Annotated in this window: 17 protein-coding genes and 5 pseudogenes; 7 read left to right on the plus strand and 15 right to left on the minus strand. The window is 71.3% G+C overall.

Features of this window, described 5'->3' with window-relative positions:
• Nucleotides 1–3: 3 nt before the first annotated feature.
• The 6 genes and pseudogenes from DEJ15_RS00375 to DEJ15_RS00400 form a co-directional block, all read right to left on the minus strand.
• The gene (locus DEJ15_RS00375; protein ID WP_110824195.1) at nucleotides 4–1122 is read right to left on the minus strand and encodes a GuaB3 family IMP dehydrogenase-related protein; all 1119 of its coding nucleotides are present in this window, start codon (nucleotides 1120–1122) and stop codon (nucleotides 4–6) included.
• A 54-nt stretch (nucleotides 1123–1176) separates the two neighbouring features.
• Nucleotides 1177–1353: a hypothetical protein gene (locus DEJ15_RS00380; protein WP_181419459.1), complete on the minus strand. Its 177-nt coding sequence runs from the start codon at nucleotides 1351–1353 to the stop codon at nucleotides 1177–1179.
• Between the two features lie 341 nt (nucleotides 1354–1694).
• Nucleotides 1695–2421 (minus strand): annotated as a pseudogene (locus DEJ15_RS00385) (ABC transporter ATP-binding protein).
• Nucleotides 2422–2555: 134 nt separating this feature from the next.
• Nucleotides 2556–3515 (minus strand): ABC transporter ATP-binding protein, encoded by a 960-nt coding sequence (locus tag DEJ15_RS00390; RefSeq protein WP_502866180.1) that lies wholly within the window; start codon nucleotides 3513–3515, stop codon nucleotides 2556–2558.
• Complete coding sequence (locus tag DEJ15_RS00395) at nucleotides 3512–4498, minus strand: branched-chain amino acid ABC transporter permease (RefSeq protein WP_110824198.1); 987 nt, start codon at nucleotides 4496–4498, stop codon at nucleotides 3512–3514. The genes DEJ15_RS00390 and DEJ15_RS00395 overlap by 4 nt, the downstream gene beginning before the upstream one ends.
• Nucleotides 4499–4510: 12 nt before the next feature.
• Nucleotides 4511–5839 carry a branched-chain amino acid ABC transporter permease gene (locus DEJ15_RS00400; protein WP_110824199.1) on the minus strand — a complete coding sequence of 443 codons (1329 nt, stop codon included), beginning with the start codon at nucleotides 5837–5839 and terminating at the stop codon, nucleotides 4511–4513.
• A gap of 365 nt (nucleotides 5840–6204) precedes the next feature.
• On the opposite strand from DEJ15_RS00400, the gene guaB reads away from it, so the two are divergent.
• Entirely contained in the window at nucleotides 6205–7707 is a 1503-nt protein-coding gene (gene guaB, locus DEJ15_RS00405; protein ID WP_110824200.1) for an IMP dehydrogenase, read from the plus strand.
• 86 nt (nucleotides 7708–7793) lie between these two features.
• On the opposite strand, the pseudogene DEJ15_RS00410 reads toward guaB, so the two are convergent.
• Nucleotides 7794–8613 (minus strand): annotated as a pseudogene (locus DEJ15_RS00410) (SDR family oxidoreductase).
• A 249-nt stretch (nucleotides 8614–8862) separates the two neighbouring features.
• Between DEJ15_RS00410 and DEJ15_RS00415 the strand changes: the two are divergent.
• The gene (locus tag DEJ15_RS00415; RefSeq protein ID WP_110824202.1) at nucleotides 8863–10200 is read left to right on the plus strand and encodes an ABC transporter substrate-binding protein; all 1338 of its coding nucleotides are present in this window, start codon (nucleotides 8863–8865) and stop codon (nucleotides 10198–10200) included.
• 245 nt (nucleotides 10201–10445) lie between these two features.
• On the opposite strand, the gene rarD is transcribed toward DEJ15_RS00415, so the two are convergent.
• Both rarD and groES read right to left on the minus strand, forming a co-directional pair.
• Nucleotides 10446–11405 (minus strand): EamA family transporter RarD, encoded by a 960-nt coding sequence (gene rarD / locus DEJ15_RS19180; protein ID WP_502866133.1) that lies wholly within the window; start codon nucleotides 11403–11405, stop codon nucleotides 10446–10448.
• 123 nt (nucleotides 11406–11528) lie between these two features.
• Nucleotides 11529–11825, minus strand: coding sequence for a co-chaperone GroES (gene groES, locus DEJ15_RS00425; RefSeq protein WP_110824204.1), 297 nt, complete (start codon nucleotides 11823–11825; stop codon nucleotides 11529–11531).
• A 159-nt stretch (nucleotides 11826–11984) separates the two neighbouring features.
• On the opposite strand from groES, the gene DEJ15_RS00430 reads away from it, so the two are divergent.
• Nucleotides 11985–13187 (plus strand): class I SAM-dependent methyltransferase, encoded by a 1203-nt coding sequence (locus tag DEJ15_RS00430; RefSeq protein WP_110824205.1) that lies wholly within the window; start codon nucleotides 11985–11987, stop codon nucleotides 13185–13187.
• Between the two features lie 113 nt (nucleotides 13188–13300).
• On the opposite strand, the gene DEJ15_RS00435 is transcribed toward DEJ15_RS00430, so the two are convergent.
• The 6 genes and pseudogenes from DEJ15_RS00435 to tsaB all read right to left on the minus strand — a co-directional run bounded on the left by DEJ15_RS00435 (nucleotide 13301) and on the right by tsaB (nucleotide 16541).
• Nucleotides 13301–14242 (minus strand): DUF4190 domain-containing protein, encoded by a 942-nt coding sequence (locus DEJ15_RS00435; protein ID WP_110858032.1) that lies wholly within the window; start codon nucleotides 14240–14242, stop codon nucleotides 13301–13303.
• 98 nt (nucleotides 14243–14340) lie between these two features.
• Nucleotides 14341–14523 (minus strand): hypothetical protein, encoded by a 183-nt coding sequence (locus tag DEJ15_RS19185; RefSeq protein ID WP_502866134.1) that lies wholly within the window; start codon nucleotides 14521–14523, stop codon nucleotides 14341–14343.
• Between the two features lie 67 nt (nucleotides 14524–14590).
• A pseudogene (locus DEJ15_RS19190) lies at nucleotides 14591–14758 on the minus strand (tRNA (adenosine(37)-N6)-threonylcarbamoyltransferase complex transferase subunit TsaD); the annotation flags it as partial.
• A gap of 82 nt (nucleotides 14759–14840) precedes the next feature.
• A pseudogene (locus DEJ15_RS19195) lies at nucleotides 14841–15398 on the minus strand (tRNA (adenosine(37)-N6)-threonylcarbamoyltransferase complex transferase subunit TsaD); the annotation flags it as partial.
• A complete protein-coding gene (gene rimI, locus DEJ15_RS00445; protein WP_258365823.1) occupies nucleotides 15385–15924 on the minus strand; it encodes a ribosomal protein S18-alanine N-acetyltransferase in 540 nt (179 codons plus the stop codon). The gene rimI and the pseudogene DEJ15_RS19195, both read right to left, overlap by 14 nt.
• Complete coding sequence (gene tsaB, locus DEJ15_RS00450; protein WP_110824208.1) at nucleotides 15921–16541, minus strand: tRNA (adenosine(37)-N6)-threonylcarbamoyltransferase complex dimerization subunit type 1 TsaB; 621 nt, start codon at nucleotides 16539–16541, stop codon at nucleotides 15921–15923. Before tsaB ends, rimI begins: the two co-directional genes overlap by 4 nt.
• A gap of 210 nt (nucleotides 16542–16751) precedes the next feature.
• Between tsaB and DEJ15_RS17185 the strand changes: the two are divergent.
• The 4 genes and pseudogenes from DEJ15_RS17185 to DEJ15_RS19200 form a co-directional block, all read left to right on the plus strand.
• Nucleotides 16752–17183, plus strand: a pseudogene (locus DEJ15_RS17185) (RNA polymerase sigma factor); the annotation flags it as partial.
• 50 nt (nucleotides 17184–17233) lie between these two features.
• Nucleotides 17234–18304, plus strand: a complete 1071-nt coding sequence (locus DEJ15_RS00455; RefSeq protein ID WP_110824210.1) for a CU044_5270 family protein — start codon at nucleotides 17234–17236, stop codon at nucleotides 18302–18304.
• Between the two features lie 190 nt (nucleotides 18305–18494).
• A complete protein-coding gene (locus DEJ15_RS00460; RefSeq protein ID WP_110824211.1) occupies nucleotides 18495–19103 on the plus strand; it encodes a hypothetical protein in 609 nt (202 codons plus the stop codon).
• 213 nt (nucleotides 19104–19316) lie between these two features.
• Nucleotides 19317–19931 carry a hypothetical protein gene (locus tag DEJ15_RS19200; RefSeq protein WP_284175368.1) on the plus strand — a complete coding sequence of 205 codons (615 nt, stop codon included), beginning with the start codon at nucleotides 19317–19319 and terminating at the stop codon, nucleotides 19929–19931.
• The last annotated feature ends 150 nt before the right edge of the window (nucleotides 19932–20081 follow it).

Genomic DNA, 20081 nt, shown 5'->3' on the forward strand with positions numbered 1-20081 from the left:
GCGTCAGCGGTGGTAGGGCGCCACGACCACTTCTACTCGCTGGAACTCCTTGACGTCGGAGTACCCGGTCGTCGCCATCGACCGACGCAGGGCGCCGACCAGGTTGGCGCGGCCGTCCCACGACGGGGTCGGGCCGTTCAGGATGCTCTCGAGCGAGCCGATGGTGCCGACCTCGACGCGACGGCCGCGGGGCAGCTCGGGGTGGTGCGCTTCGGCACCCCAGTGGAAGCCACCGCCCGGGGCCTCTGCCGCGCGGGCCAGTGCGGTGCCGAGCATGACGGCGTCGGCCCCCATCGCGATCGCCTTGACGACGTCCCCGGCGGTGTCGAGACCGCCGTCCGCGATGACGTGCACGTACCGCCCGCCGGACTCGTCCATGTAGTCGCGACGAGCGCCGGCGACGTCGGCGACCGCGGTGGCCATGGGTGCGTGGATGCCGAGCGCGGCGCGCGTGGTCGACGCCGCGCCCCCGCCGAAGCCGACGAGCACGCCCGCGGCGCCGGTGCGCATGAGGTGCAGGGCCGCCGTGTAGGTGGAGGCACCGCCGACGATCACCGGGACGTCGAGCTCGTAGATGAACTTCTTGAGGTTGAGCGGCTCGGTGTTCTGCGACACGTGCTCGGCGCTGACCGTCGTGCCGCGGATGACGAACAGGTCGACACCGGCGTCCACGACCGTCTGCGAGAACTCCTGCGTGCGCTGCGGGCTGAGCGAGCCGGCGACCGGGACGCCGGCGGCGCGGATCTCGGCCAGACGGCGGGTGATCAGCTCGGCCTTGACCGGCTCGGCGTAGATCTCCTGCATGCGCTTCGTGACGTTGCCGTCGGTCAGCGTGCGGATCTCGGCGAGGTACGGCTCCGGGTCCTCGTAGCGGGTCCACAGGCCCTCGAGGTCGAGGACCCCGAGGACGCCGAGACGCCCCATCTCGATGACGGTCGCGGGCGAGGCGACGGAGTCCATCGGCGCGGACAGGATCGGCGACTCGAAGGTGAACGCGTCGATCGACCACTGGACGTTGACGTCCCGCGGGTCACGCGTCCGCCGCGAGGGGACCACCGCGATGTCGTCGAACGCGTACGCCCGACGTCCGCGCTTGCCTGCACCGATCTCGACTTCGCTCACCCGGCAACCCTACCGGGCGGGGTGTCCGGGTGGCACGGCCGGACGGTCGGCGGGTCAGCGCGTGCGACGTCGGCGGAGCACCCGGAGCGTGAGCCCGAGCAGCAGCGCCAGCACGATGAGCACGACGAGGAGTGCGGCGGCGACCTTCACGAGCAGGGCCGCGCCGACGAAGAGCACGACGAACACCACCCACACGAGGGCGTCCATCGCCCGGGCCGAGAAGCGTTCCACGCTGGAACGGTACCCGACGCGCCGGAGGCGGGACGGGCCTCCCGGCCGGACGGGAGGCACGGGGTCGCTCCCGCGGACACGCGCGTCTGCGCGAGACGCCGCCGAGTGCGTGAGACGCCGCCGGAACCGGTGGCGTCTCACCGCTCCGGCGGTGTCTCGGGTGAGACACCGGCGTCTCGATGCGACACCGGCGTCTCCGGGAGACACCGGGTGTCCCGTTCCGACCCCGGCGTCCGCCCCGCGGCACGAGAGCGGGGCCGTGCGGCGCGCAAGCGCAGCCAGCACGGCCCCGTCCGTCGCGGATGCTGCCCCCCACAGCGGCACCCGCGGTGTCGACGACCCTACTTCGTGGCGTCGACGTCCTTGGCGAGCGTTCCGAGGTAGAGCTCGATGACCTTCGGGTCGTCGGCGAGCTCCTTCCCGGTGCCCGAGTACGCGTTCCGCCCCTGGTCGAGGACGTAGCCGCGGTCGCAGATCTGCAGGCACCGGCGGGCGTTCTGCTCGACCATGATCACGGAGACGCCGGCCTTGTTGATGCGGCGGGTGCGGATGAACGTCTCGTCCTGCCGCACCGGCGACAGGCCAGCGGAGGGCTCGTCGAGCAGCAGCACCTTCGGGTCCATCATGAGCGCCCGCGCCATCGCGACCGACTGCCGCTCACCACCGGAGAGCGACCCGGCGCGCTGGCCCTTGCGCTGTCCGAGCACGGGGAACAGGTCGTAGATGACCTCGAGCCGCTCGGCGAACTTCTTCGGGCGCAGGTACAGCCCCATTTGCAGGTTCTCCTCGATCGAGAGCGAGGGGGAAGACGTTGTTCGTCTGCGGGACGAAGCCGACGCCGGCCTGCACGAGCTTGTTCGCCTTGAGGTTCGTGATGTCCTCGCCCTGCAGCGTGACCGAGCCCTCGCGGATGTTCACGAGGCCGAACAGCGCCTTGAGGAGCGTCGACTTGCCGGCGCCGTTCGGGCCGATGATGCCGATGAGCTCGCCCGGGTAGCAGACCAGGTCGCACCCGTTGAGGATGTTGACACCCGGCAGGTAGCCGGCGACGAGGTTGTCGGCACGCATGACCGGCTCGCGGTCCTGCACCGCGGTGGCCCCGCCGGTCGCGGCACGCGGGGTCGTGCTGCCCGGGGTGACGGCCACCGCTGCCGGCTCCGCACTGGAGGCCCGGTCCGCGCCGGTGCCGTTCGTCGCGTCCGTCATCGGGTCGCCTTCCCTTCGTCGGCGGCGTCCGCCGCGTCCTCTTCTGCGACCTCGTCGGCGAGTTCCTCGTAGGTCTCCTCGGTGAGGAGCGAGTCGTCACCGAGGTCGGTGTCGTGGTGGGCGCCGAGGTAGGCGTCGATCACGGCCTGGTCGTCCATGACGGTGGCGGCCGGGCCCTCGGCGACGACCTTGCCCTCGGCCATCACGACGACCCAGTCCGAGATGTGCCGGACCATGTGCATGTCGTGCTCGACGAAGAGCACCGTCATGCCGTCGTCGCGGAGGGACTGGATGTGCCCGAGCAGCGACTGCGTCAGCGCCGGGTTCACGCCGGCCATCGGCTCGTCGAGCATGATCATCGTCGGGTCGGACATGAGCGCGCGGGCCATCTCGAGGAGCTTCCGCTGGCCGCCCGAGAGCGATCCGGCGTAGTCGTCCTTCTTCTCGAGGAGCTTGAAGCGGGCGAGGAGGTCCTCGGCCTTCGCCGTGATCTCCTGCTCACGCTTCCGCCACAGCGGGCTGACCAGCGCGGCGAAGAAGTTCTCGCCCGGCTGGTCCTTCGCGCCGAGCAGCATGTTCTGCATCACGGTGAGGCGCGACAGCGCCTTCGTCAGTTGGAACGTGCGGACCATGCCGGCGCGGGCGACCTTCGCGGCCCCGGTGTTGCCGAGCGTCTTCCCGTTGAACTGCCAGCGGGCCTCCTTGCCGCTCGTCGGCTTGTCGAAGCCGGTGAGCAGGTTGAAGAAGGTGGTCTTGCCGGCGCCGTTCGGCCCGATGAGGGCCGTGATGGCACCGCGCTGCACCTCGAGGTGGTCCACGTCGACCGCGGTCATGCCACCGAAGCGGCGGCTGATGTTGTCGACCGTGAGGATGGCGTCCGGCTTCGGCGAACCGGGGGGCGTGCTGCACCGCGGTGAGGGCGGTGGGGACGCCGGGCGTGGTTCCGGTGGGTTCAGACACTGAACGTCAGCTCCTTCTTGTTCCCCAGGAGTCCCTGTGGGCGGAAGACGATGAGGAGCATGAGCGCGACACCGACCAGCACGTAGGAGAACTGCTCGGCCTGCTGGGCGCTCATGATCGAGTTCGGGATGAAGTCACCCGCGAGCGTGCGGATGAAGAGACGGACGACGAAGAACAGGATCGCGCCGAGCACCGGTCCGAACACCGTCGCCGCGCCTCCGAGGATGAGCGCCGTCCAGATGAAGAAGGTCATCGAGCGGCCCATCGCGTCCGGCTGCACCGAACTCGGCAGGACGTAGATGACCCCGGCCAGGGCACCGAGCGCGCCACCGAAGACGAGCGCCTGCATCTTGTACGAGTAGACGTTCTTGCCGAGGGAGCGGACCGCGTCCTCGTCCTCGCGGATGGCCTTCACCACACGGCCCCACGGGCTGCGCATGAGCAGGAACAGCACGAGGGTGAACAGGGCGACCAGGCCCCAGCCGACGATGCGGATCCACCAGCCGTTGACGCCGTTGTTCGAGTACGTGAACCACAGGATGGTCGTGGTGCCGTCGGGAAGGAAGCTCAGCGCGTTGAACGGCTCGCGGTAGCTCGAGCCGGTGATGCCGTTCGAGCCACCGGTGGTGTCGGTGAGCAGACTCGATCGGCCGACCATGCGGATGATCTCGGCACCGGAGATCGTCACGATCGCCAGGTAGTCCCCGCGCAACCGCAGGGTCGGGATGCCGAGGATGACCGCGAAGACGATCGCGATGGCCAGGGCGATGAGCACCGCGAGGCCGACGGGCAAGCCGTTCGAGATCGAGATCGCGAACCCGTAGGCACCGAGCAGCAGGAACGCCGCCTGGCCCATGTTGACCAGGCCGGTGAGCCCGAAGTGCACGTTGAGGCCGATCGCCGCGAGCGCGAACGCCGCGGTCGTCGGCGCGAGGGCCTCCTGCGTCAGCGAGGTGAGCAGGGTGAGGATGTAGTCCATGCGGGTGCTCCCTTAGCCGATCCGCTCGGCACGGCCGAAGATGCCCTGCGGCCGGAACAGCAGGATGAGGATGAGGATGACGAGGGCGGTGGCGTACTTGAAGTCACCGGGCAGCACCAGGTTCGTGAGCTCCACGACGATGCCGATGATCATCGAGCCGACGAGCGCGCCGTAGGCCGTCCCGAGACCGCCGAGGGTCACCGAGGCGAACATGAGCAGCAGCAGCTGGAGACCGGTTTGCCAGTTCACGCCGTTCAGCACGAGGCCGAGCATCACACCGGACAGACCGGCGAGACCGGCGGCGAGCGTCCACACGAAGCGGATCACGCGGTCGACGTCGATGCCCGAGGCCGCGGCGAGCGCCGGGTTGTCGGACACCGCACGGGTGGCACGTCCGAAGCGCGTCTTCCCGAGGAACAGCCCCGTGCCGACGAGCACGACGAGCGCGATCCCCATCGCGACGTACGACTGCACCGTCAGCGTGATGCCGGCGAACGTCACCGTCTCCGGGTTGCCCTGCTGGATGCGGACGGTCGATGCCCCGAAGAAGTACTGGAAGGCGTACTGGGCGGCGATCGAGAGACCGATCGTCACGATCATGAGCTGCGTGAGGCTGATCCGGCGCTTCCGCAGGGGCTTCCAGATGCCCGCGTCCTGCAGGTACCCGGTCGCGGCACAGAGCAGCACGGTCACCAGCCCGGCGAGCCAGATGTTCCATCCGAGCTGGTTCGCGAAGACGTAGGCGAGGAGGCCACCGAGGGTCACCTGCTCACCGTGGGAGAAGCTGGACAGGCCGGTCGTGCCGTAGATGAGCGACAGGCCGATCGAGGCGAGGGCGATGAGGAGTCCGAGGCGGATGCCGGAGGCGAACTGCTGCCAGAACCGTGCCGCGGTGACGCTCGTGGCGCCGGTGTCGGTGGTCGCGCCCTCCTGGTCGGAGAGCTGGAAGATCGTGCCGGCGTTGGCGTTCAGGTTGCCCTGCACGGTGCGCTCGGCGTCCTTCGCGTCGGTGAGGTACTGCCCCTTCGGCAGCGAGTCCTGGTCGACCTTGACCGTGTAGGGCCCGGCCTCCGAGATGCTGACCGACCAGCGGCCGTCGGCGTTCGTCGTCGAGGACCCCGTGAACGAGCCGGGGCCGGTGACGTCGACGTCGACTCCCGCGGCGGGCTCCCGCTCCGAGTCGAGGATCGTGCCCTGGATGCAGCCGTTCGTCGTGCTGACCACGCAGGGCCCGGTGCTCGCCGGTGCGCTGCTGGCGGAGGGGCTGCTGGTCGCTGCGCCGGCGACGGGCGAGAGCACCACGTCGACGGCGAAGGTGGCCAGGAAGGCGAGGAAGAGCACGGCGGCGAGGACCAGGCGACGACGGCCTGGTGCCCCGCGGCGGAGTCGGCGCGCCAGCGCTGACCCCGGCGGAGTGATGGAACCCACGGATGAGCCTCTCGTTCGGATAGTCGAGGACCCTAGGGATTTTTTGTGTCCCCCCGTGTTTCCGGCACGTTCCCTGCACAAATCGTGCCGCAACCGTGACCTTGCACAGGCGAGTCGATTTGCGTTCCAGCGGACAAGCCTCCCGTCCGGCCGGTACAGCGACCGATCCCGCCCCCCAGGAATGGCGCCTGCGTCGCGCGCGTTACCATGTCCCATCGAGAGCCCACCGGTGCGTTCCCGGTACTGACACCCGTTCACCTCGCCCACGAAGGGGACCCATGGACCAGCCGGATCCGTTCGGATTCATCGGACTCACGTACGACGACGTCATGCTCCTGCCGGGGCACACCGACGTCATCCCGAGCGAGGCGTCCACGACGTCGCGGCTCACCAAGCGGATCTCCGTCAACGTGCCGCTGCTCTCCGCGGCCATGGACACCGTCACCGAGTCGCGCATGGCCATCGCCATGGCACGCCAGGGCGGCATCGGGATCCTGCACCGCAACATGTCCATCGAGGACCAGGCCGCCTACGTGGACAAGGTGAAGCGCTCCGAGTCGGGCATGATCACCAACCCGGTGACCACCAGCCCGGACGCCACCGTCGCCGACGTGGACGCGCTCTGCGGGCAGTTCCGCGTCTCCGGCCTGCCGGTCGTCGAGGCCGACGGCACGCTCGTGGGCATCATCACGAACCGGGACATGCGCTTCGTCGCACCGTTCGAGATGTCGAGCACGCTCGTGCGTGACGTCATGACGAAGGCCCCGCTCATCACGGCGCTCGAGGGCATCGACCCCGAAGAGGCGATCGCCATCTTCGCGCAGCACAAGATCGAGAAGCTGCCGCTGGTGGACGCCGACGGCAAGCTCCGCGGGCTCATCACCGTCAAGGACTTCGACAAGAGCGAGAAGTACCCGGACGCCACGAAGGACGAGGAAGGCCGACTGCGCGTCGGTGCCGCCATCGGCTTCTTCGGCGATGCCTGGCAGCGCGCCGAGGCCCTCCGCGACGCCGGGGTCGACGTGCTCGTCGTCGACACCGCGAACGGCGAGAGCGAAGGCGTGCTCGACATGGTCCGCCGCATCAAGGCCGACTCGTCGTTCGACGGCATCGACGTCATCGGCGGCAACGTCGCGACCCGTGCCGGTGCGCAGGCGCTCATCGACGCCGGTGTCGACGCCGTCAAGGTCGGCGTCGGCCCGGGCTCGATCTGCACCACCCGCGTCGTCGCCGGTGTCGGCGTGCCGCAGGTGACCGCCGTGTACGAGGCCTCCCTCGCCGCACGCGAGGCCGGCGTCCCGATCATCGCCGACGGCGGCCTGCAGTACTCGGGCGACATCGCGAAGGCCCTCGTCGCGGGCGCGGACACCGTCATGCTCGGCTCGCTCCTCGCCGGCACCGACGAGTCCCCGGGCGACCTGGTGTTCGTCGGCGGCAAGCAGTTCAAGGCGTACCGCGGGATGGGCTCCCTCGGGGCGCTGCAGACCCGCGGCAAGAAGACGTCGTACTCGAAGGACCGCTACTTCCAGGCGGACGTCCCCTCGGACGAGAAGCTCATCCCCGAGGGCATCGAGGGCCAGGTGCCCTACCGCGGCTCGGTCGGCAACGTCGTCTACCAGCTCGTCGGCGGGCTGCGGCAGTCGATGTTCTACGTCGGCGGCCGGACGATCCCCGAGCTGAAGGCCCGCGGCAAGTTCGTCCGCATCACCGCGGCCGGGCTGAAGGAGTCGCACCCGCACGACGTCCAGATGGTCGTCGAGGCGCCGAACTACCGCGGCTGACCCCCGGTTCGACAGAACACGACGAGGGCGGCCCCGCGCAACGAGACACCGTTGTGGGGGGGCCGCCCTCGTCGCTTCGTCCGGGACTACGCGCTCCGCCAGTCGTCCGACGTGATGTGGCTGCCGCCGTGCGGGCCCATCTGGAGCATGCCGCCGTCGACGGGGAGCGAGACGCCAGTGATGTACGACGACGCGGGCGAGGCCAGGAACGCCACGGCGGCCGCGATCTCCCACGCGTTGCCCGGACGGCCGAGGGGCACCCCGGGACGGGAGATCGTGTGCGGGTCCTCGTCCTCGGCGCCGGTCATCCGGGTCGCGATCTCCCCCCGGTGCGACGGCGTTCGCGGTGATGCCGTGCGACGCCAGCTCGATCGCGATCGTCTTGAGCAGGCCGCCGAGCCCGTGCTTCGCGGCGTCGTACGCGCTGGAGCCGTACCGCGGCTGGTGCTCGTGCACGCTCGTGATGCCGATGATCCGGCCGCCGGTGCCCTGCGCGACCATGCGACGAGCGGCTGCCTGGATCGTGACGAAAGCCCCGTCGAGGTCGGTCGCGACGGTGTGCCGCCACTGGTCGAGCGTCAGGTCGAGGAACGGAGCGTTGTCGCCCGTGCCCGCGTCGGCGACGATGACGTCGACCCCGCCGAGTTGGGACACGAGGCCGTCGATGACCGCGCCCGCCCGCTCGAGGTCGGTCACGTCGAGCTGCGCCACGTACGCCTGTCGCCCGGCGGCGCGGACCTCGGCCGCGGTCTCCTCGGCCCGGTCGGGCTCCGACAGGTAGGTGATCCCGACGTCCATGCCTGCGGCCGCCAGCGCGACGGCCGTGGCCTTGCCGATGCCCGACTCCGAGCCGGTGACGATGGCCCGCGTGGGCCGGAAGACGGTGGTGGAAGATGTGTCGCTCATGTCTGCGGAACGTACGCCGGGCCTCCAGGACGACCATCCGGGACCACGGAGACCGTCCGGACGGACTCCTGATCAGGGGTTCCGGTGAGGCCGCTCAGAAGTGTCACGGGTATGTAACGAAACACCCAGGCGTGTACTTCCGTCACACGGGCGAAACACATCGACCCTAGTTTTCTCCTCAATCCCACGCGGAGACGCCGCGCTCGACCCGATGCGGTAGGGCCTCCGCGCAGAGAAAGGGTTCCACGGATGATCAGAACCACCCGCGCCACCACGGCGCTGGCACTGGCGGGAGCGGCAGCGGTGCTCCTCGTCGGCTGCTCCACCTCGAGCAACGCCGGTGACGGCGCGTCCGAGTCGGCCAAGGCCGGCGGCGCGAAGAAGGACCCGGCCGCGAGCTGCGAGGCCCCCTCGTCGCCCAGCACCGACCCGCTGAAGATCGGCACGATCCTGCCGCTGACCGGGTCGCTGGCCTACCTCAACCCGCCGGCCGAGTCCGGCGTCGGCCTCGCCGTCGAGGACATCAACGCCGCGGGTGGTGTGCTCGACGAGGACGTCACCATCGACCCCGCCACCGACTCCGGCGACAGCAACGACATGACCGTGTCGAGCTCCGCCGCGACGAAGCTCGTGGACGCGAAGGTCCCGGTCGTCATCGGTGCCGAGTCGTCCTCCGTCACGCTCAACGTGATCGACCAGCTCACGAGCAACTGCATGGTGCAGATCTCGCCGGCGAACACGGCGACCGACCTGTCCGGCTACTCGTCGCACTACTACCGCACCGCTCCGCCGGACTCCGTCCAGGGTTCCGCGCTGGGCCAGCTCGTCACGGGTGACGGCAACGCCAAGGTCGCGTTCCTCGTCTTCAACGACACGTACGGCACCGGCCTCCGCAACTCCGTCCAGGAGGCCGTCGAGTCCGCCGGTGGCCAGGTCGTCTACGGCGCCAAGGGCAAGGGGCAGGAGTTCCCGCCCGGACAGACCACGTTCTCGTCCGAGGTGACCGCGGCACTCGCGACCGAGCCCGACGCGATCGTCGTGCTGGCCTTCGACGAGACGAAGTCGATCATCCCCGAGCTCGTCTCGCAGGGGAACAAGGCGAAGATCTACATGTCCGACGGCAACACGGCGGACTACTCGAAGGACTTCGACAAGGGCACCCTCGAGGGCGCGCAGGGCACCATCCCCGGTGCCAGCCCGAAGGACGACCTGAAGAAGCGCCTCGTCGACTTCTACAAGAAGTCCTCGAACAAGGACCTCGCCGACTTCTCGTACGCGGCCGAGTCCTACGACGCCACCACCCTCGCCGCCCTCGCCGCGGTGAAGGGCAAGGGCACCGACTCCGGCACGATCCAGGCCAACATGGCTGCGGTCTCCGGGGCCGACGGCGGCACCGAGTGCTCGACGTTCAAGGACTGCAAGGACCTCCTCGACGACGGTGAGGACATCCACTACACCGGCCCGTCCGGCATCGGTCCGTTCGACTCCAAGAACGACCCGTCGAGCGCCTACATCGGCATCTACAAGTTCGACGGCGACAACAAGCCCGTGTACCAGAGCGCCATCCAGGGCTCGGTCTCGAAGTAACACCCGCACGACCGACGGCCCCCGGGAGCAGCTGCTCCCGGGGGGCCGTTCGCGTGGGCGGGGCATGCGGGCGGCTCGGCTGCGGGCGGGAGCGCGGAGACACCGGCGTCAGCACGTCACGCCGCCGAACGGTCGAGACGACGCGGAACAACGCGGCGTCTCGACATCGAAGCGGCGTCAGGGACAGACAGGCGCGTCCCGCAGGCGCGACTCGCTCGCCGGCCGGGAGGCCCGCCCCGCCCCCGTCAGTTCAGGCCGGCTCGGGTACGGCGTCGGGTCGCGCACCCCGCCGCGCAGCGGTGAACGAGTCGACGGTGAGCAGCACGAGCGCCGACCAGACGATCCCGAAGCCGATCCACCGCGAGACCGACATCGGCTCGTGCTGCACGAGCACCCCCACGAGCAGCTGCATCACGGGTGCGAGGTACTGCGTCAGCCCGAGGGTCGACAGGCTCACCCGACGGGCCGAGGACGCGAAGAGCAGGAGCGGCACCGCGGTCGCCGGCCCGGTGAGCACCGTGACGAGGGTGTGCACCCAGCCCTCGCTCGTGAACGTGACCCCGCCGCCGAGCCCGGTGACGCCGAGCACGACGAGCGCCCCCCACCGCGAGCGGGAGCAACCACACGGTCTCGATCGTCAGCCCGCTGAGTGCGTCGACCGTGCCGCCCACGCGCTTCTTGACGAGACCGTACGTCCCGAACGAGAACGCCAGCGCCAGCGAGATCCACGGCATCCGTCCGTACCCGACCGCGATGACGACGACGGCCAGGACGCTGACGCCGACGGCGGTCCACTGCAGGGGTCGGAGGCGTTCGCGGAGGACCACCACGCCGAGCGCGATCGTGACGAGCGGGTTGATGAAGTAGCCGAGCGCCGCCTCGACGGTGTGCCCCGTGGTGGTCGCGAGCACGTACACGGTCCAGTTCACCAGGATGAGCCCGGCGGCGATGCCCATGATGCCCATCACCCGCGGCTGCACGAGCAGGGACCGGGTGCGCAGCCACGAGCGGGTCGCGAGGATGGCAACGGCGCAGAACACCAGGCCGAAGACGATCCGCCACGACACGATCTCGAACGCGCCCGCCGGGGCCATGGCCGCGAAGAGCAGGGGCATGAGTCCCCAGAGCCCGTACGCGACGAGGGCCTGCACCACGCCGACGGATGCCTCGCTGCGCGCCGGACGCGTGGGACTCGGTTCACTCACGGAACCATCCTAGGAAGGCGGACCGACGGACGCGGGCGCACCCGGGCCTCCCGGCGGTCGTGGCGTCCCCGGGACGACGAACGCCCCGCCGGCCAGGCCGACGGGGCGTTCGTGGAGCAGATGTCAGTTCTCGATGACCGCGAGGACGTCGCGGGCGGAGAGGACGAGGAGGTCCTCACCCGAGTACTTGACCTCGGTGCCGCCGTACTTCGAGTAGATGACCTTGTCGCCGACGGCGACGTCGAGCGGCACGCGGTTGCCGTTGTCGTCGATGCGACCCGGACCCACGGCGACGACCTCGCCCTCCTGGGGCTTCTCCTTCGCGGTGTCCGGGATGACCAGACCGGAAGCGGTGGTCTGCTCCGCCTCCACCTGGCGGATGACGATGCGATCTTCGAGCGGCTTGATGCTGACGGCCACGGTGACCTCTTCTTTCTCGGTACGTGTTCGGTACTGACGAAAACCGGGTTGGCACTTCCCTGGGGGAGAGTGCCAACCCCAACTGTAGGACGTCACTGGCACTCGGTCAATCCGAGTGCCAGCGCGCCCCGCTCTGCCCGCACCTGGGAGGATCGGGGCATGGACGCCGCCGAACTGACCCAGCTGCTGACCCCGGCGGGGATGGACCTGCTCGACCGTACGCCCTCGGTCTCGGACGGCGGCGAGATCGTCCGGGTGGTGTCCCGCCTCCGGGCCGAGGGGCACGACCCCGCACTCGTCGCGGCGGTCCTCACCCAGGCGAAGCTCCGGCAGAAGGCCCGCGGCAAGTTCGGTGACTTCGCGGCGCGCATGCTCTTCACCGAGGCCGGGCTCGAACAGGCCACGCGGCTGCAGGTGGCCGCGCAGCACGCCGGACGCTTCGCCGCCGCCGGCCTGCAGCGGGTCGCGGACCTCGGCTGCGGGATCGGCGGGGACGCGCTCGCGATGGCGGCGCTCGACCTCGACGTCGCCGCCGTCGACCGGGACGAGGTGACCGCGGCCGTCGCGACGCACAACCTCGCACCGTGGCCGAACGCCCGCGTCGAGCTCGGGGACGCCGCCACGTTCGACGTCAGCTCCGTGGACGGGGTCTGGATGGACCCGGCCCGGCGGACGAGCGGGCACTCGGACACCCGACGACTCGCCGACCCGGACGACTGGTCGCCCTCGCTCGACACCGTGTTCGCCGCCGCGACGACGACCCCGACCGGCGTGAAGCTCGGCCCGGGCATCGACCGCGACCTGATCCCCGACACCGCCGAGGCGCAGTGGACGTCCGTCGACCGCGAGGTCGTCGAACTCGCCCTGTGGTTCGGTCCGCTCGCCCGTCCCGGAGTCCGACGGGCAGCGACCGTCATCGGTCCGCACGGCATCGCCGAACTCACGGGAGCCGCCGACGCCGAGGACGTCGAGGTCGGGCCTCTCGGTGCGTACCTCTACGAACCCGACGGCGCCGTCATCCGTGCCCGGCTCATCGGGGACCTGGCGCGGTCGATCGACGGCCGGATGCTCTCCGAGGGCATCGCCTACGTGACGAGTGACCGGGCGGTCGGGACACCGTTCGCGCAGGGGTTCCGCGTGCTCGACACGATGCCGCTCGACGTCAAGCGGCTGGCGGCACGACTGGCGGCGGACGACATCGGGACCGTCGAGATCAAGAAGCGCGGGGTGGACGTGGACCCGGCCGAGTTCCGCAAGCGCCTGCGACTGCGCGGGCGTGGTCGCGTCACGCTCGTGCTCACCAGACTGGAGGGCCGCCACACCGCCGTCCTGTGCGAGCGCCTCACCGACATGGCCGGCTGAGCGGTCCGGGTGCTGCGCTGCGCTGCGCGACACACGACGACGGGGCACCGCCGTGGTGGCGGTGCCCCGTCGTCGTCCGGTGCGGTCGTCCTGCGGAGCCGCACGCGAGCAGGTCAGGCGATGACGACGGCCGTGCTGCTGGTGTCGTAGCCGTTGTAGTCGTCGTAGCCCCCGTAGTTCGGGTTCTGGGCGGCGAAGACCGCGAACAGGATGAACCCCACGACGCCGATCACGGCCAGCGCGGTGATGATCCAGCCGCCGATGATGCCGGCGAGGGCGAGGCCGCGCCCCTGCTCACCGGTCTGCTTGATGCGTCCGAGGGCCACGTGCCCCATGATCGCGCCGGCGGGGCTGGTCAGGATGGTGAGCGGCCCGAACAGGAGTCCGCCGAAGGCGAAGACGATCGACAGGATCGCGAGCACGCTCGTCTTCTGCTGCTGCCCGTAGGCGTACGGGCTCGAGGCCGCGTACGGGTTGTAGCCGGCCGCGGTTCCTTGCTGGGCGCCGTACGACTGCTGGCCGTACTGCTGCTGGCCGTGGGGCTGCTGGCCGTAGGGCGACTGGCTCGAGGCCTTCTGTCCGCCGTACTGGCCCTGGGACCCCGAGGGGTTCTGCCCGCCGTAGGGGTTCGACGCGCCGTACGGGTTCTGCGAGCCGTACTGGCCCTGCCCGGCCTGCTGCGAGCCGTACTGGTTCGAGCCGGCCTGCTGCGCGCCGTACTGGTTCTGCGCGCCGTACTGGTTCTGCGAGCCGTACTGGCCCGCCTGCGAGCCGTACGCCGCGTGCGACCCGGACTGGCCGGGCGTCGCGTACGGGCTCTGCTGCGCGCTGGTCGACTGCCCGGAGGAGGCCGCACGTCCGCTCGGGTCGCCCGCCGGGTCCGTGACACCCTGCGCTGCCGACCCCTGGCCGGAGGACGCGAACGGGTCCCGCGACGCCGGGTCGTGCCCGCGCTCCGGATCGGTCGACGCGGACGCCGCAGGCTGGCTCGACTCCTGACCCGACGCCTGGTCCGGCGTCTCGTCCGGCTTCGATCGGTCGTTCTGATCGGACACGTGTCACCCCTCCCGGTGGCCGGTCGACCACCGGCACCGATCCTCCCACACGGCTCCCTGCGTCGTTCAGGAGCGGGAGCGGCCCGGGCCGGCGCCCGTCAGACCTGGACCGTGGTGACCGGCAGGGTCGAGTCCGCCGCGATGCCGAGGTCGCTCGGGGCGTGCCCCTCGGTGACGAGCAGCGCACCGACGGCGGCGATCATCGCGCCGTTGTCGGTGCAGAGGTCGAACGGCGGGATCCGCAGTGCGACCCCGGCTGCAGCGCAGCGCTCCTCCGCCACCTGCCGCAGCCGCGCGGTTCGCGACGACCCCGCCGCCGAGCAGCAGCCGCTCGACACCGGTGTCCCGGCAGGCGGCGAGCGCCTTGGTCAGCAGGACGTCGACGACGGCCTCGCGGAAGCTCGCGGCGACGTCGGCGACGGGGACCTCGCGACCCTCGTCTCGGCAGCGCTCGACCCACCGGGCGACGGCGGTCTTCAGTCCGGAGAACGAGAAGTCGTAGCGGTGTGCCGCCATGTCCTTCGGCAGCGTCAGACCCCGGGGGGAACCGGATGGCCGTCGGGTCGCCCTCGGCTGCCGCGCGGTCGATCTGGGGTCCGCCGGGGTACGGCAGGCCGAGGAGCCGGGCGACCTTGTCGAACGCCTCACCCGCGGCGTCGTCGATCGTCTCGCCGAGCAGTTCCACGTCGCCGACCAGGTCCCGGACGAGCAGGAGCGAGGTGTGGCCGCCCGAGACGAGCAACGCCACGGTCGGGAGTTCGATCTCGGAGCCGTCCGTGCGCAGGACGTCCGCGCCGACGTGCCCGACGAGGTGGTTCACGCCGTACAGCGGCTTGCCGGTCGCCACGGCGAGCGCCTTCGCCGCGCCGACACCGACCATGAGCGCGCCCGCGAGCCCCGGCCCGGCGGTGACGGCGACGGCGTCGAGCTCGTCGAGGGTGACCCCGGCCTGCTCGAGCGCCTGGTGCAGGGTCGGCGTCATCGCCTCGAGGTGCGCCCGTGCGGCGACCTCGGGCACGACGCCGCCGTAGCGGGCGTGCTCGTCCATGCTCGACGCGATGACGTTCGCGAGCAGGGTGGTCCCGCGCACGATGCCGACGCCGGTCTCGTCGCACGAGGTCTCGATGCCGAGCACCAGTGGTTCAGCCGCGGTCATCGAGCGCCTCCTGTCCGATCGGTCCGGGTCGAGTGGCGTCCGGCACGAGTTCGGCGCGCATCACCCACGCGTCGACGCCGTCGGGCTGGTAGTACCGCGGCCGGACGGCGATCTGCTCGAACCCGGCCGCCGTGTACATCGCCTGCGCCACGGGGTTGTCCGCGCGGACCTCGAGGAACACCTCGTGCACCCCGCGGCGACGTGCCTCGTCGAGGAGTTCCGTGAACAGCACCCGGCCGAGGCCCTTGCCGCGCTGCTCGGCCGCGACCGCGATGGTCTGCACGTCCGCGACCGGGTTGCCGGGCAGCGAGGACAGGCCGGCGTACCCGACGACCGTCGGTGCGGTGTCCTCGTCGGTGGTCTCGATGACGACGTAGTACCCGTGCGGGGAGTGCAGCTCACCGGACATCTGCGAGGCCGACCAGGCATCGGTCGGGAACGAGACCTGCTCGAGCCACATGACGTCGTCGAGATCCTGCGGGTGCGCACGACGGAGCCGCAGTCCGTCGGGCAGCACGGCGGTCACCGGGCCACCCGCTTCGGCGCTCCCGGCATCGTCACGTCGGGTTCGCGCAGGTAGACCGGGGTGTCGGCGGCCAGGGGTGCGCCGGAGGCGAGCCGGTCCGCGGCCAGCACCCCGAGCCTCCCGGCCGGGATGGTCGCGGCCGTCACGCGCCGCCAGTCGACGGCCTCCGGACGCGAGGCCCGCAGCACGTCGTCCAGGTCCGCCGGCTTCGCGAGTCCCGGACCTGCGACGCGCGTGCCGTCGGCGTCGTAGGCGCTCCAGGCGACCTCGCGGCGACGAGCGTCGGTGAGGACGACGAGCGGCCCGGGCTCCCCCGTCGCGACCGCGTCGTGGCTGACGAGCGGGAGGAACGGGACGGCGCGTGCGGCTGCGAACGTGCGGGCGGCGGCGATCCCGACGCGGAGGCCGGTGAAGGGGCCGGGACCCATGCCGGCGACGACGCCCGTGACGGCTGACGGGCTGACCCCGGCGGCGCGCAGGACCTCGTCGAGGAACGGGCCGACCACCTCGGCGTGCCGGCGGGTGTCGTCGGTCGCGCGCTCGGCGAGGACCTGCCCGGTCGTCGGGTCGACGACGGCGACGGAGGTCCCGGCGGAGGTGTCGATCGCGAGCAGCACCCGTCCATCGTAGGCGCGGTGCCGTGACGGGCCGTTCGTGCTGAGCGACGGTCCGCGGGGCAGCGGCCGCGAACACTGTCGCTCAGCGAGGACCGTGCCCGCCGGCAAGGACGAAGATGGAACTCCCCGACCAGGATCGGGCAACACCTACCGTGCCCAGCAACCATCCCCCCGCCAGACGCCGCCGACGAGCTCGGTCGCCAGTTCGACCTGCACGGACGCCGCATCCTGCGCTACCTCGCCCGCCGGACCGACCTGCAGACCGCGGAGGACATCCTCAGCGAGACGTTCGTGACGGCCCTGGTGCGGTGGAACTCGTTCGACCCCGAGCGGCAGGAGCCGTTGCCGTGGCTGTTCGGCATCGCGACGAACCTGCTCAGCCGACACTGGCGATCGCAACGCCGGACACAGCGCGCCATGTCCCGTTCCGCCGCCCCGGAGCACTTCGAAGACGAGACCGGTGACCGCGTCGACGTACAGCGTGCCGTGCAGGCGGTGGTCCGGGAACTCGACCGGATGCGCCCCGCCGTCCGGGACACCGTGCTGCTGCACGCCTGGGCCGAGCTCACCTACGAGCAGATCGCGGAGGCGACGGGCGTCCCCGTCGGTACCGTCCGCTCCCGACTGAACCGCGCCCGCACGGCCCTCCGCGCTGTCCCGGGTGCCACCGACCCCCCTGAACGGACCCCTCCATGTCTGACGACGACTTCGCCGCTCTCCGTCCGCTGCGTCGGGAGGACGTACCGCCCGAGGTCCTCGAAGCTGCCCTCGACCGTGCGCGCCACCGGTTCGACGCAGCAGCGCAGGCGGCGGCGACCGCCCCGTCGACGGAAGGCGCCGCGGCGGCCAGCACCGTTCCTCCCGTCCGTCGGCGTCATCGGCTCCGCCCCGTCCTGGTCGCCGGTGCCGCGGTCGTCGCTGCCGGCGTGCTGGTCGCCACCGGCATCGGGACCACGCACTGGTCGTCACCGGACCGCGCTGCCGCGGCCACCCTGCACGAGGCGGCCCGTGCGGCCGCGGCGGACAGGGCACCGGTCGGCTCGTACACGCGGGTCGTGGAGACCGAGCGGGCACTCGGGTACGCGTCGTCGGACGGCGAGCACTACGACGAGGGCTACCTGGCACGGCGGACGAGCACGACGTGGGTGCCCGCGGACGTGACCGACACCTGGGTCCGCGAGAGCTGGTCCGAGCCGGCGACGACCTTCTACGGCGGAGCGGCCGCTCGGGAGGCCGCGGCGGACGACTACGCGACCGAGGCCCACCGCGACGACCCGCAGTGGGAGCGCGCTGCCGGCGGCGACTTCACGGTCGGGGAACTCGGCGGTGTGCGTCCGGGGACCATCGCCGTGACGGACATCGAGGGCCTGCCCCGGGACCCTGCCGCGCTCGTGCGGCGGATCGACGCCGCACCTCGCCCGGTGGACACGACCGACGCGGAGCACGTCTTCGACACCGTCCGTTGGCTCCTCCGCACCGGGCTGGTGCCCGCCGACCTCCGTGCCGCCATGTACGAGGCCCTGGCGACCCTGCCGGGCATCGTCGTGACCGAGGAGCAGGCGTCCCTCGACGGACGGGTCGGAACCGCGATCGGACTGCCGGCGCGGACGGGGAAGGAACGCCAGGACGTGATCATCGACCGGGCGTCCGGCACCTACCTCGGCGAGCGGACCGTACAGACACAGCGCACGGGCAGCATCCCGGCCGGGGCGGTGATCGACTCGGTCGCCGTGCGGACCGCACCGGTGGACGTCGTGCCCTGAGCGGCGCGGTGCCGGAGGCCCGGTTCGCTGTCGGCGACAGACCACGGAGCTCCAGACCCACGGACTGTCGCTGGGTGCGAACGGTGCCCGGACCGGTCCGACGGACCGGGAGCACAGGCGGCACCAGCAGACTGGGACGTCGACCGACCAGCCACGTCCGGCACCGGTCGACCCGGACAGGAGGCCCGTGATGGTCGTGTACGACAGCCGACCGGTCCGACGTGTCCGTCAGGTCGTCGCCGACCTCCTCGTCCTCGTCGGTCTGGTCCTCGCCGTGGTGGTCGGCAGGGAGGTCGCCGGCTCGATCGAACGGCTCGCGTCCATCGGCACCCGGGTGCAGGACGAGGGCTCGGCGTTCCAGCGGCAGCTGTCGGCGACCGCACGGGCCCTCGCGGACATCCCCCTCGCCGGTGACGCCGTGAGTGCGCCCCTGCGGAGGGCGAGCGAGCACGCCGGCGCCGTGGCGGCCGCGGGAGCGCAGCAGCACGACACCGCCGTCCACCTGGCGCACCTCGTCGGCGGCGGCCTCACCGTCGTGTTCGTCGTGGTCCTGCTCCTCGTCTGGACGCGCACCCGTGGGCGGTTCGTCCGTGCCGCGACCGCCACCCGCGAGGTCGACCGTGGACCGGACGGGACCGAGGTCCTGGCACTCCGGGCACTCGTCGGGCGCGATGCCGTGACCGCGCTCGGCCCCGGTGTCGTCGACCGGTGGCGGGAGCGGGACCCGGCGACGATCGCGGCCCTCGCGGACCTCGAGCGGCGCAGCTGCGGGCTGCGGAGCCGACCCGGTCGGCCCTGACCGATCGGTCTCTTGCCGAGCGCAGTGCTCGGCGGTACCGTTCCGCCATCGACGGAGGAGTCCCGATGCCCGCGCGCTTCGTGTACTGGATGAACGTCTCGCTCGACCTGCTCATCGAACGGGACCGCGGCGACCACAGCGGCCTCGAGGGGCCCGACTGGCTCCACATCGACGGCCCCCCTGCACCGCGAGTTCAACGACCGTGCCCGCGCGATGACGATGTTCGTCGAGGGCCGCGTCGTCCGCGACATGATGGACCCGTTCTGGCCGGACGCGCGCGACGACGACTCGCTGCCGGAGTGGTTCCGCGAGTTCGGGCACATCTGGACCGACATCCCGAAGGTCCTGGTGTCGCGGACCAGGACGACGGCCGACCACCACACCCGGGTCATCGGCGGTGACGACGCGATCGCACAGCTCGCGGCCCTGCGGCAGGAGTCCGAGGGGGGACATCGCGGTCGGCGGCGCGACCCTCGCCACGCAGCTGCTCGCCGCGGGGCTCGTCGACGAGCTCCTGCTGTACACGCACCCCGCGGTCCTCGGCAGCGGTCGACCGCTCTTCGACGAGCCGGTCCCGGCGCCCCTGCTGCTCGACCTCCTCGAACAGCGCGCGTTCGACAACGGGGTCACCCTGCACCGGTACGCGGTCCGGGGAGCGTCCGCGTGACGACGGCCGTACTGCACGCCGCGGCGTCCTGTGTGTCCGATGCCGTGCCGTGCGACGACGGTGGCGCGACCGACGTGACAGGGCTGTTCGTCACCGTGGTCCTCGTCGTGTCGGCACTGGTGCTGCTCGGCATCGTGCTGCTCGGCCGCCAGCGCCGCTGACGCGCCCTGCGCCCCCACGACCCGGACGTCGGACCCGTCGGACCCGTCGGACCCGTCGGACCCGTCGGGCGAGGGTCGAGGGCGCTCGCGGCAGGTTCGGGTCTCCGCGACGAGCGCCCTCGCGCTACGACGCCGTCGGGTACGACGCGT

It is taken from the genome of Curtobacterium sp. MCJR17_043 (assembly GCF_003224315.2).
In the GTDB taxonomy this organism is placed as follows: Bacteria; Actinomycetota; Actinomycetes; order Actinomycetales; family Microbacteriaceae; genus Curtobacterium.